11 protein-coding genes are annotated in these 12942 nt (G+C 43.3%); 6 read left to right on the forward strand and 5 right to left on the reverse strand.

The window, feature by feature from the left end; genetic code table 11:
- Positions 1-105: 105 nt before the first annotated feature.
- Entirely contained in the window at positions 106-936 is an 831-nt protein-coding gene (locus BR02_RS0109595) for an undecaprenyl-diphosphate phosphatase (RefSeq protein ID WP_031516566.1), read from the forward strand.
- Here BR02_RS0109595 and BR02_RS0109600 read toward each other — a convergent pair.
- The 3 genes from BR02_RS0109600 to BR02_RS0109610 form a co-directional block, all read right to left on the reverse strand.
- On the reverse strand, positions 914-1399 hold the full coding sequence (locus BR02_RS0109600) for an NUDIX hydrolase (protein WP_051688253.1): 486 nt from the start codon (positions 1397-1399) through the stop codon (positions 914-916). The two genes, BR02_RS0109595 and BR02_RS0109600, sit on opposite strands and share 23 nt — an antisense overlap.
- 80 nt (positions 1400-1479) lie before the next feature.
- A complete protein-coding gene (locus tag BR02_RS0109605) occupies positions 1480-2190 on the reverse strand; it encodes a lysophospholipid acyltransferase family protein (RefSeq protein ID WP_031516569.1) in 711 nt (236 codons plus the stop codon).
- A 14-nt stretch (positions 2191-2204) separates the two neighbouring features.
- Positions 2205-3197, reverse strand: coding sequence for a zinc dependent phospholipase C family protein (locus BR02_RS0109610; RefSeq protein WP_031516571.1), 993 nt, complete (start codon positions 3195-3197; stop codon positions 2205-2207).
- A gap of 99 nt (positions 3198-3296) precedes the next feature.
- Here BR02_RS0109610 and ychF point away from each other — a divergent pair, with 99 nt between their 5' ends.
- A complete protein-coding gene (ychF, locus tag BR02_RS0109615) occupies positions 3297-4397 on the forward strand; it encodes a redox-regulated ATPase YchF (RefSeq protein WP_169738594.1) in 1101 nt (366 codons plus the stop codon).
- A gap of 35 nt (positions 4398-4432) precedes the next feature.
- Here the strand turns inward: ychF and BR02_RS0109620 are convergent, their stop codons facing one another.
- A complete protein-coding gene (locus BR02_RS0109620; RefSeq protein WP_238442449.1) occupies positions 4433-5203 on the reverse strand; it encodes a YkgJ family cysteine cluster protein in 771 nt (256 codons plus the stop codon).
- Between the two features lie 374 nt (positions 5204-5577).
- On the opposite strand from BR02_RS0109620, the gene BR02_RS0109625 reads away from it, so the two are divergent.
- Positions 5578-7269: a Na/Pi cotransporter family protein gene (locus tag BR02_RS0109625; RefSeq protein ID WP_031516577.1), complete on the forward strand. Its 1692-nt coding sequence runs from the start codon at positions 5578-5580 to the stop codon at positions 7267-7269.
- 63 nt (positions 7270-7332) lie between these two features.
- On the opposite strand, the gene BR02_RS0109630 is transcribed toward BR02_RS0109625, so the two are convergent.
- Positions 7333-9282: an S-layer homology domain-containing protein gene (locus tag BR02_RS0109630; RefSeq protein WP_207641010.1), complete on the reverse strand. Its 1950-nt coding sequence runs from the start codon at positions 9280-9282 to the stop codon at positions 7333-7335.
- Positions 9283-9447: 165 nt separating this feature from the next.
- On the opposite strand from BR02_RS0109630, the gene BR02_RS0109635 reads away from it, so the two are divergent.
- The 3 genes from BR02_RS0109635 (at position 9448) to mltG (ending at position 12934) form a co-directional block, all read left to right on the forward strand.
- The gene (locus BR02_RS0109635) at positions 9448-10914 is read left to right on the forward strand and encodes an S-layer homology domain-containing protein (RefSeq protein ID WP_031516581.1); all 1467 of its coding nucleotides are present in this window, start codon (positions 9448-9450) and stop codon (positions 10912-10914) included.
- Positions 10915-11015: 101 nt separating this feature from the next.
- Positions 11016-11750, forward strand: coding sequence for a P-loop NTPase family protein (locus BR02_RS0109640; protein WP_031516583.1), 735 nt, complete (start codon positions 11016-11018; stop codon positions 11748-11750).
- A 158-nt stretch (positions 11751-11908) separates the two neighbouring features.
- Positions 11909-12934 (forward strand): endolytic transglycosylase MltG, encoded by a 1026-nt coding sequence (gene mltG, locus BR02_RS0109645; protein ID WP_031516586.1) that lies wholly within the window; start codon positions 11909-11911, stop codon positions 12932-12934.
- The last annotated feature ends 8 nt before the right edge of the window (positions 12935-12942 follow it).

Genomic DNA, 12942 nt, shown 5'->3' on the forward strand with positions numbered 1-12942 from the left:
CTAGGTCCGCCTTACTTATTCTTATAATTTAAATATTGTGGTATAATTCTTTGGGAAACTCATCTATATATAAATAAGGAAACTCAGCAATGAAAGGAGCTTACCATGTCCATTTTAGAGGCACTAATATTTGGTTTTGTTCAAGGTTTAACAGAATTTTTACCCATTTCTAGTACTGCCCATATCGTGATTACGCAATTAATATTAGGTTACAAATTCACCGGACTGGAGTTTGAAATTTTTCTTCACTTTGCCTCGGTATTGGCAGTGATTATTTATTTTAGAAAGGATGTCTGGGAAGTAATTGTGGGCTTTTTTTCTTACCTTAAAACCAGATCTTCCCGGCACTATACACAATTCCGTTTTGCCATTTACATACTGGTGGCTACGGTAATTACAGGGGGTCTGGGGGTGGTTTTCAGTGATTTAATTGAGGACTCCATGAAAACCTCTGGATTTATTGCTGCCAGCTTAGCTGTTACCGGGGCCATGTTAATTTTTATTGAGCGATTTCATCATTACGGCAACCGGGGTATAAAGGATATGCGGTTATTGGATTCAATTATTGTGGGATTAGCCCAAACGCTGGCTGTGATGCCCGGTATTTCTCGTTCCGGCACCACGCTGGTTGCTGCCCTATGGGCCGGCTTAAACCGGGACACTGCAGTGCGTTATTCTTTTTTGTTGGCCATACCCGTTATTCTGGGCTCTACGGTACTGGCAGTGGGCAACTATAATGCAGAAATGTGGGCCACCGTTGGCGCTGTTCCGCTATTGGTAGCCTTTGTAGCAACCTTTATTTTTTCTTGGATTGGTATCATCTGGTTGATAGATTTTTTAAAGCGCAGCAAACTAATTTATTTCGCCATTTATTGCTTTGTTTTAGCCTTTTTAGTGTATATGTTTATTGATACTAACATCGTTCTTGACCTATAAAAAAGTCGCGGCAAAAATCAATTAATTGACGGTCAATCTCATCGATGTACCCAATATCTTCTTTTAAGTCCCAAAACTTTATTGCTGCGATTTCTTCGTTTGCTTGAAAGGTATTTACCTTTTCAATTTGACCGTAAAACAAGGTACCGTATTCAATTCGACGGTCCGGTTGAAAACAAAACTTCATTATACCCTTTAGACAAATGCTGTTCACAGCCTGGCTTGATTCTTCGTATAGTTCTCGCCGGGCGCACTGTTTGGGAGTTTCGCCGGGGTCTATATAACCGCCCGGCAACTCCCATTTGTTTTTAAAACGATTAAATACCAAGAGGCAGCTATTTTTTGCCTTTGCAACTATCACCGAATGGGTGAGCGGCGCATCTATGGCTATGCCGCTTAATTTTTCGTCATTGGTTTCTACAAATTCCAGAAAAATATCTCCGTTTTTATTTACCAGTATCATTTAAAACCCCCACCACATTAGCCCAATCAAAGTACTTACCGCAGCAAAGGGTGGTCGCCACAGATGAAATGGCGGCCTCTTTAATTTAATTCCTTGGCAATAATATCCCTTACCGTTTCAGATAATTTGGCCTGTTCTTCCTTGCTTAGTTTATCCACATAAATTGGTGGCGACACCACCAATTTAACCTTTGCCGGTTTAATTAGCCTTTTTTGCTCTAACATTTGATAAGACCCCTTAATGGTTACCGGCACAATGGGCACCTTAGCTTTCAGTGCCAACTTCATCCCCCCGGCTTTAAATTCATTCATCACATTGCTTTTACTGCGGGTGCCTTCAGGAAACAACACCATGCTTTTACCCTGCTTTAATAATTCAATGCCCTCAAGAATGGCCTTCACTGACTGCCGCATATTGTCCCTCTCAATAAAGACGCAGTGGATTTTTTCCATCCATGTTCTAATAATGGGCACCTTCTTTAATTCTGCTTTGGCAATAAATCCCTTTGGTTTATCTATATAACCAATTAACAGAGGAATATCAAAATTACTTTGGTGATTGCTGACAAAGAGCACGGTGCCCTCAGGAATATTTTCTAAACCCGCCACCTCTACCTTGGTACCGGTGTATTTAATTATGGACCTGGCCCAGCTCCGGGCAATGGCGGCTATTTCTTTTTCGGCTTGCTGGTGTTGTCCACTATTTATTAGGCGGTTCACTTTTTTTAGCAAGAGCAGAGAGTATAATTTGTATAACCAAAAATAGGTAAACCAGAGCACGGTTCTTAGCAAGATTCATAACCCCCTTATGGCAATAATGGATTAGTGTATAAGAGCGGCCGTTTATCGGCAGTATCTTTGCCGGTATTAAAAGATATGTTGGGAAAAAGCGCTGTCAGTTGCTCGGTATTTTTGATGTTCACTTGCTTACTGTTCAGCAACTGCCAGGTGCCGTTAATAATTGTTACTGCCTCCCTGCGGGCGGTGGCCAGCAGCTGATGAAGACTGTAGTCATAACACTCATTTTTATCGCAAGGGTGACACCAACCTTGTCTACCTTCGTTTAAATAATCATCCTTTAGGCAATCTACCGGGCGATAAATATAATAGCGGGCGTTTATTTTGCTGCCGGTGATAAAGTCAAAACCGGTTAATAACCTTCTTTTAATACCCCAGGGGTCATAAAAGAAATCCAGTGCCTGCATCATATGTCGGTAGCACCTATCTATCAATTCTGCTGTGGGCTTTACCGGCGCTTTGTCTAAATAAAGTTTATTTAATACCTGCATATACAGGTGGTTAATGTCCTGGGGCAGGTGACTGCCTAACTGGATATAGGGCTTTACCGGAGTTTTGCTTGTATCGATCTTCCACCTGGAGTGGGCCAAAATACTGTCTATGGCCGCTTCTATTCTCTTGTGATTGCCGGCTGGGTGCTTTATTCCCGATATATAATGTATATAAGGATGGGCCCATCTGTCCACCGTCCAGTGACAAATTAATCCCATTAAATACACAGTTAACCTATTGCGTAATTTGGTGTCGGTGATTGCATTGATATAGGCAGCGATTTCTTGAAAGAAATTACCGCATTGTTCAAGGTGGATGATTTCGCCAAAATAGGTGCCCCTTTTATCCCTTAACCAGGGCCAGAAATTGTAATACAAAAAGAAGTCCGGGCCTTGGCATCCAAATCTAAATAGGTTGAGGTGCCGCCGGATTAGCAGGCGGCATTGGTTATCCGGTAGGTCGGCTACTATTTCTTCTCCGGTGATGATATGTGTCCAAAGGTCTGGCATATATTCACCCCGTTATCGGTTTAAATATATTTTAACATACAAGCGAGGGCTTGACTTGTGGTAGCAGGTTTTTTCTGCTAAAATTGTCGAGGGAGAGTGATAAAAGTGAATTTAACCACCGGTCTAGTGGGTTTACCCCTGGTGGGTAAAACAACAATTTTTAACTTGCTTACCGACTCAAATTTAGAGACATCTAATTTTTTATCCGGCAAAACGGAAACCAATATGGGCCAGGCCAGGGTACCTGATAAACGCATTGACTTTTTATCCAATATGTTTAAACCGCGCAAAACTACATATGCACAAATTCAGGTTCATGATGTACCTGGCCTGGTGCGGGGTGCCAGTCAAGGCCAGGGAGTAGGCAACAAATTTATGGATAATATCCGCAATGTAGATATGCTGGTACATGTGGTAAGGGCCTTTAACAACCCTGATGTTCCCCATGTGGAGGACAGCATTAACCCCATGCGTGACATTGAAACCATTAACACCGAATTGTTGTTTGCTGATATAGAGCTGCTGGATAAACGCATAGAACGTATTCAGCAGGGCAAAAAAATTAAAAAGGAGCAGCTAAAGGAGCTGGAGGTGCTGAAAAGACTTTTGGCTGCCCTGGAGAATGAACAACCCCTCAGCATGGTGGAGCTGAACGAAGATGAGCAGCAACTGCTGCAGCACTACAGCTTTTTTACCGAAAAACCCCTGCTGCTGGTAATTAACATCGATGAAGAACAGTTTCAATCTAATGATTATCCCCATAAGGCAGAGGTTGAAGCGTGGGCGGCCCAAAGGGATGTACCGGTGCTGGAGATATGCGGCCAAATTGAGATGGAAATTAGTCAATTGCCCCCCGAAGACCGGGAGATGTTTATGGAGGACCTGGGCATTACCGATTCCGGTATTAATCGTTTGGCCAGGGCCACCTATGAAAGGCTTGGTTTAATATCCTTTTTCACCACAGGGGAGGATGAAGTAAAGGCCTGGACAATCCGCAAAAACACTGATGCCAAAAGGGCTGCGGGGAAAATTCACTCTGACATAGAGCGGGGCTTTATCCGTGCCGAGGTAGTTAAATACCAGGATTTGGTGGATGTGGGCAGCATGGCAAAGCTAAAGGATCTGGGCAAATACCGCCTGGAAGGAAAAGAGTATATTGTGCAAGACGGAGATATTATAAACTTTAGGTTTAATGTATAAGGGGGCGGAAGAATTCCGCCCCCCAATTATTTTTATTAAAATTCATACTTGGCAGCCCTAGCCACAATGGGATCTAATAGTTCCCTGCTTTGGTGGTCTGCATATTCCTTCATAATCTTAAGCTTCCTGGCCCTGGCGCCGTCGCCCAGCACAGTGTTCATTAAATGTACCGGGTAGGGCAACATGGTACCTTCTTGGTCAACTAACTGCTCGGGGAAAAAATATGCATCAAGCTTTGCCAGTTCACCGATGATAATGCCCAATTCCTTCTTTGGCACAGGTTTACCGGTGCTGTTGCTGACATCACCGCAATACTCTATTTTAGAGTTTGCTATCTCATCGGGTATTTTAATTTGATGGTCTTCCCACAGTTTTTTGGCCACATACTGCAGCCCCTGATTTAGATTTCCTTTCTCAAACTCCTGCTTACTTAATAGGCCAAAAAAGCGACAGGTGGCCGGGCGTACCTCGTAAATATCACACCTCTTGTCATCGCCTAAAAAGGGGCATTTTTGATTAACATCCACAAGCTCCAGATAAAAATACTCGGCTGATTTGGATAAAAAGTCTTGCCAGCGATCCTTTAAGTGGTCGCGCACATACCTATACATATTAATATACTCTATGAAAAAAGCCGGAGGGCTGCCGATGCTACAGCAGCGGGCGCAGTTTTTACAGGTGCTTTTCGGTAGCTTATCATATGCAAGTTGTAATTCGTCAAAAAGTTTTTGTTGCTGTGCTTTGTTTAAAGCCTTATAGAGTTCAACAGCAGGTAGCATTATGCGGTCATCTCCTTTGTTAATCATTTCACTATTTCATTATAACAAATAATATAACTTAATGCGATAGTAAAACTATAGTTGAAATAAAGGAAATATGAAATTTCATTGGAAATTTCACTTAATTTAATATCCTTGAATATAATGTCGATATATGTCATAATATTTGTCGACACGAACCTTTTCTCTCCATGAGAAATAATATTAAATGTTTTTTTATTGTCCCCCTGCTCAAAGAGATAGGGGGTCTTTTTTATATTTTTTCTTATTTGTACGATAAAACTTCCTAAATAGACACAGGGAAAAAAATCTTATCCATTGTCTAAGTACGTGAAATGATTTACAATATTGATATAGGCATATATCTGGCAAAATTTTGTCTAAGCGAGGTGAATTTTGCTATGTGGTTGGAAGCCACCTTGGGTCTAATGGGCGGCATGGGCCTGCTGCTCTATGGTATGTACATCATGAGCGAGGGCTTACAAAAGATAGCCGGCCAAAAACTACGCACCGTAATGAGCACCTTAACCCAAAATAGATTTATCGGTCTCTTGGTTGGTGCAGTGGTTACAGTAATTTTACAAAGCAGCACTGCAACCACAGTTATACTGGTGGGTTTGACCAGTGCCTCTATCATAACCTTGAGACAGACGCTGGCGGTAATACTGGGTGCTGATATTGGAACCACCATCACTGCCCAGTTAATAGCCCTTAAGGTAACTGAAATTGCACTACCCATAGTGGGTATTGGCGCCACCATTATATTTTTCGGTAAAACAGGGAAATACAAGCGCATCGGCCAGGCAATAACAGGTTTTGGTCTACTGTTTTTAGGTCTTAAAATAATGTCAGATGTGATGTACCCACTGCGGGATGACCCCTTTTTTACCAATGCTCTCATGCAAATCAGTGATCGCCCGGTGCTGGCTATATTATTGGCGGCCATATTTACCTTTTTAGTGCACAGCAGTGCTGCCACCATAGGTATCATTATGCTGTTGGCAATGCAGGGTTTGGTGCCGCTGGTTTCGGCAGTTTTCCTGCTCTTTGGTGCCAACATCGGCACATCATTTACCGCCCTGATATCCAGCTTGGGGTCCACTAGGGAGGCCCAAAGGGTGGCCACTGCCCATTTGCTTTTTAAACTTGTGGGGGTGTTAATCTTTTTACCCTTTGTGAGCCCCTTTGCAAACCTGGTTACTTGGATTACACCTAACTCACCGGGCTTTCAGGTGGCAAACGTGCACACCATTTTTAATGTGGCGATAGCTTTAATGTTTTTGCCTTTCACTGCCCAGTTTGCTAAGTTTCTAGAATATATTATTCCGGAAAAGGATATGACGGTTAAAGAGTTCAAACCTAGGTACCTTGACGACACACTGATAAGCTCACCTTCTATCGCCATTGGTTTGGCAACTAAAGAAATTATTAGGGTATCGGATAACGTTACCGAAATGGTGCGTAAATGTGACCAATTATTTAAAGAATACAATCCTGAAATGGTGGAAGAACTGTTAAATAAAGAAGAAAAGGTTGACCAACTATCTGAAAACATTAATAAATATTTAACAAAAATAATGCGTCAGTCCATTTCCAGGGATGATTTTAACCGCTGTATGGGGCTGGTGCATATTGTAAAGGATTATGAGCATATCGGCGACGTGATAGAAAAGAACATTGTTTATCTGGCGGAAAGTAAGTATGCCAATAATGCTGACTTTACTCCCGAAGGACATCGGGAAATAACAGTGATGCTGCAAAGAATTATCGAGTTAATGACGGTGGTTAATACCGCCTTTGTATCTAACAGCTGCTACATGGCAGAAAAGGCCAAAATGATGCAGGATGATATTATTGATTTAGAGTTCAGGTTAAGAATGAGCCACTTTGCCCGGATGCAAAAGGGCGGTAAAGAGGTTGAAAATACCAGCTCTATTTTCCTGGATATCATCAATTCTTACCTTAGAATTGGCGAGCACCTGAGCAACATTGCCATGGCCTTAACCGATGAAGTTTCATGTACATGGCATGCAGAAGTAGAACTGATTTATGGTCCTGACAATAGCATCGAAACCGGCGGATTAACTAAGTAATTAATAAGCACATAAAAAACCCCCACCGTAAAATCAATTTTTACGGTGGGGGTTAAATAATTTCTACTTGTCGTATACGGTTATTTTCCGCACCTCTTTGTTTTTAAGTTCTAATTCCACTTCCCAGTTTCTTTTTAAATCTTCAAAATAGAGGTTATCGTCATCTACCCGGTCTCTAATGGTTACCCTGTTGTATACGTCAAAGGTGAATCTGTTACCGCTGTCCTGTCGTATTTCAATTTCCCAGTCTCTTTCGCTCACAGATGAGATTGTACCTGTGACGGTAATATCTTCATCGTCAGTCACTTCAATTGCCTTTACTTCATCCTTGTGCACATAAACTGTCACTTCGCTGCCGATGATATAGCGGTCAATATCGAATCCACGGGGTAAATCCAATATTTTTCTGCCCACTTTAATTTCATCTCTACTTAAATCTTCAATGATACCATTGTATTCTTCCACCAGCTCGATGGTTTCTACCTTGCCCCTTTTGTCCAGGTGCAACATTACAGTATCCCTGTCGCTGCTGTCAAGTTGCCAGAAGGATATCTTTTTACCGTTAAGATCATATACCGCTACGTCATAATTTACATCAAAGCTGTTTCTGTTGCCGTAGTTATCTATAATGGTAATTCTCCAGTCGTCATCGTCATTCCGCTCATTATTCAAGCGGCTAACGGTGCCGATGTTGTGTAGGGTGCCTTTTTCTAAAAACTGTATTTTATAGGCTTTGCCGTCGCCATGGGTAATTTTCACCACGTAGCCGGTGCTTAAATCATCGTAATAGTATTTGGAATCCCTATGGTCGGTAACACTTGTCCACCGGCTGTCAACGTCATAGGAGTGCTGTCTACCGTCCTTGCCAATGGTAATTCTATCATCCCTGATGGAGGTAATATGTCCCTCAATTGTACTGCTTTCTATCATGTCAATGCGCTGCAGATCATTACCCCTTAAAGTCATCTTCACAAGGGCGTCTTTATTTAAGGACAGTAAGGAAGTTGACTTGTTGTTGGCGTCATAAACGCCGGTGCTTGACGAAATGTTATAGGTTTTTGTGCTGCCGTCCATCAATTCGACTCTTAAGGTATTTAAGGCCAGCTCTTTTACATAACCCCAGCGGTCTTCAACCTTTGAAGTATTGTTATTAACCGGTGACTTAATGCTTCCGCCGGTTGTTTTAATAAAAGTAATACGATTATTGTTATCTAAATATGCCCTAACTAACTGGCTTGACGGTATGTTGGATATTGAAACCAATTTTTCGTTGCTGTATACCGGTGCATTGTTGCTTAGGGTGTAGACACTGGTGAGTCCGGAACCGGTATTAATGGTTACCCTTGAGTTGGCGGTGTCAACTTTCTCAATGTAGCCAACCAGCCGTTTACCGGGATTTGGGTCTGCCAGGCCTTTTTCTGTCAGCCTGGAAAGAATGGTAGCCACCTCTTGACGCAGAACACTGGATGTGGGATCAAACTGAGTGGTGGTTCTACCTTGCATTATTCCTGCTTCATATACCCCGGCTATATAACTGTGGTAGGCAGAGGAGATCTTGTTTTTATCCGTAAAGGGCAATTTGTCGGCATTACCCCGCAGGTCAAAGGCCGCTGCAACAATGATAGCCACTTCTTGTCTTGAGGCAGCACTGTTTGGGTTCATGTGCTTTAAACCGGCGGCGTTTAACCAACCTCTGTCGGCAGCCACTGCCAGATATTTTTTAACGGTGTCGTTGGCCCCCGGCGGAAATTCGTAGGAACAGTTTTGCAAGTTGTACCGCTCGGCTTCATCCACCAGGTTATTAATGCGTGCCAGCATAACAATGGTTTGATTAAGGGTTACCGGATCCCTGGGGCCAAAGGTGCCGTCGGTGTGGCCTGCAATTACCCCGGCGGCATTCATTTCTTCAACGCTGGGCCTGGCCCAGTGGTCGCCGGTGACATCGCTAAATATGGGCTGTGCAGCCCAGGCAGTACTGGATAAAGCCAAAAGCATAGCGCTTATTAATGCCATGAATAATAAATTTTTTATCCCTTTCCTCATAATACCCTCCCATTTATTGTGTGTTAATAATTAATTAATTATCCGTCTTTTAGGCAAATCCTGCCTAAACTGCTAAAGTATTGTTAAAAAATTACCGACATTAATATTATGGAATCTACTAAGGAGGATGGCATCATGAGAAGGCATAGCAAAGGTATTTTAATATTTGTACTGGTAACACTGCTGCTTATTTTAACCGCCCAGCCTGCCCTGGCTGACAGAACTTATTCTGTGCGTGTAAGCCCCGGCGAGGAGCTTGAAGACGATAAATATACGGTATTATCCAACACAGTAGAAATTAGGGTGCGGGGAAGTACCGGAACTGAAAAAGTTACCATTGGCAATGTAGAGGCTGAGCCCAAGGGACGCTACTGGTACTTTGAAGACTACCCCCTAAGCAGGGGAGAAAACAAACTAACCATCACCGTGGAAGAAATTGAAATAGAAAACGGGCAAGAAGTAACTAAAACCTATACCCAAGACTTAACCATTTATTATAGGGATGTGGCGGCACCCGAATCCCGTTATCGGGTGGCAGATATAACCGAGGTAAACACCATTGAAGCCTTTGGCGGTGAGGTGGTTTTACGGTTGGGAGACCATAATGCCGTCATGAACAGTGGCCGCAACCGCCTGGCCGATGATCAGAGTATAGATATCACTGTATACAGCGAAGGGGCCCGCTATCGTCCTAATTTTATACCTGCAAGCAGGCTTTTTGAAATCCGCGCCGACAGTGATAAATATAGCCTGTTAAATGAAGGCCAAATAACACTTAAATACAATACTGAGAGTTTTGGTGCAGGGCTGGAAACCCTTACGGTGCTATGGTTCCAAGATTATAGCGGAGACCCCAACCGCTCAGTGTTTGAGAATTTAGGCGGTGTGGTGGACCCAGAGAACAAAACCATTACCGTTCCCTTGCGCAAAAACGGTTTTGGTTATTATGGTGTCTTTAACGTTTCAAACGCCTTTAATGACTTTTATATGTATCAGGGCAAGGTAAGTTGGTCCAGCACCTATGTTATGCCCCTTTATGCCAAAGGAATTATGAACCCCCTTAACCCACAGACCGGTTCCTTTGGTTTGCTTACTTGGGACGGCAGAGAGCAGCCAACCACCCAGGGTGAGTTCGCCACCATGCTGGCTAAGGCACTACAGCTGCCTGTGGATAGAATTGAGCCCTATAACTATGACTACGACTACAACCACTATCACTACAGATATTTGACGGCCATAAGCGATCCCCATGTGGAAGCGGCGGCACGCCATGGCTTGTTAAACGGCATACCTATTGGGGCCAACAACTTTATTAGCCGGGAACAAGCGGCTGTGATGATTACCCGTGCCGCCAACCTGAAGGTGTATGATGACCCTAACCTAATCAGCAGGATAAACGAAAGAATATTTACCGATGCCAAGCTAATGTCCCACTGGAAACAACCTTATATATATGCAGCTTACCGCGCCAACTTAATGCCGGTAACTGCCGATAAGAATCAGCGCAACCGCTTTAAGTTTGAGCCCCAACAGCCGCTGACCAGGGTACAGGCGGCAGAGATGGTATATAAACTGATGAAAAATAGGGAGCAGAATCAATAAAATTATGTTTTTAGGTCACTTTCCTCCTGCTAAAAACCCCTTTGCCGGCATATACATTAGAAACGAAACTGTGTAGATAGGGGTTTGAGGAGGGAAACCTGTTGAAAAAAATTGTAATTGCCGGCAGGAACGATGCGGGTAAAAGCACTATACTGGGTGAGATTTACAAGGGCTTAAAGAATAAAGGCTATCAACCCTTGGCGGTGGGTTCGGGGGTGCAGGATGAAAAACCATACCTCCATAAGGACATTGATGTTAACTACCTAACCATAGCGGTGCCGGAGCCCGGTTGGGACGTGGTGGAAGATATTGAAAGGGTAATTCGCAATGCCTGCAATCAGCTGCAAGAAAAGAATATGCTTATTAAGCATGCCCGTAAAGCGTTGGAAGAGTTGAACAAGGTGCGTTCGGTGCTGGAGTTGGGCCACCTTTCCCAGTCAGACATACCCAAAATTTCTAAGGCACCTAACGTGGTACTGGTTGAGGCGGTGGGCATCAACGACGGATATAAATCTGTGGAATGCCGTAAATTGGCAGATGTACTGGTCACCGTCATACCCGCCGGAATAAAGGGTGAGATAATAATGGAAGCCGGTAATGTGTTGCTGGATGAGGCGGATATTCTGGTTGTCACTAAGATAGACGAAACTCCGCGGGATGTAACCTCAACCACCATTAAACTGCTGCAGCGTATTTACCGCTATAAACCAATTATCCCGGTGGTGGCCACCCAAGGTGTACACTTAAATCTAGTTATCGATGAGATATTAAAATTTATGATTGATCCGTTAATTTTGGTGGACAAAGCGGAAAACTACGAAGCGAAAAAACACTGATCCAAACCCCTTCTGAAACTTCAGAAGGGGTTTCTGCTTGCTTTATCCATAGGCCCCTCCGCCCCAGCCGCCATAATCATATTGTAACAAAAACCGTTATAATGTTATAATTGGTTGACATGCTATAAAATACTATAGGGGAGATTGTCTTGAGAAGGATGACCTTTAACCCTAAAAAGGGTATTAGATTTGCAGTTGGCCTTTTATTGGCTCTTTTGGTGGTGGGTGCAGGGGCATTGCTGTATTTTAATTCTTTATTGGCCCCGGTTGCAAAAGAAGCCCAACAAGCGGAGATGGTGGAGATTCCCGCTAACAGCAGCGGCGCCGCCGTGGCAGCAATGCTTGAGGAAAGGGGCCTAATAAAAAGTTCACTGGCCTTTAGAGTCTATTGCCGCTACAAGGGCTTAGACAGTGAAATTAAAACCGGTGAATATGAGCTTGGTGCCCATATGTCTACGCCGGAAATAATAGAAAGTTTAATACAGGGTAGCCAGGTTTACTATAGCTTTACCATACCTGAAGGTTACACTGTGGAACAAATTGCCGACCTTCTTTATGAGCAAGGGTTTGTAAATAAAGAAAAGTTTTTACAGCTTTGCAAAGAGGGGGACTTTGATTTTCCCTTTTTGCCTAAAAAACAAGAAGACATCCGGTATAGGCTGGAAGGTTATCTCTTCCCAAACACTTACAGCATTACCAGGCACGATGATGAAGAAAGTATTATTTTGATGATGTTAGAGCGGTTTGTTTATGAAACCAATAACATTAATTTTGAAGAAAGGGCCAAGGCCTTGGGTTTAACGGTGCATGAAGCGGTGACGGTGGCGGCAATGATTGAGCGCGAGGCCAAGGTGGAAAAAGATCGTCCCCTTATTGCGGGGGTTATTTATAACCGCCTGAAAATAAACATGCCCTTGCAAATTGATGCCACTGTGCTCTATGCCCTGGGCGAGCATAAAGAAACGGTCCTGTACAAAGACTTAGAGGTAAAATCTCCTTATAACACTTATTACATTAACACCATGCCGGTGGGGCCCATTGCCAACCCTGGGCTGTCATCCCTGGAGGCCACCGTTAAGCCTGATAAAAATGATTATTTGTACTATGTGGCTAAGCCCGACGGCAGCCATGTGTTCTCAAAAACCTTAGAGGAGCACGAGTTAAATAAAGCCAAGTACTTGTAAAATGGAGC

The sequence above is a fragment of the Desulfofalx alkaliphila DSM 12257 genome, from assembly GCF_000711975.1.
In the GTDB taxonomy this organism is placed as follows: domain Bacteria; phylum Bacillota; class Desulfotomaculia; order Desulfotomaculales; family Desulfohalotomaculaceae; genus Desulfofalx; species Desulfofalx alkaliphila.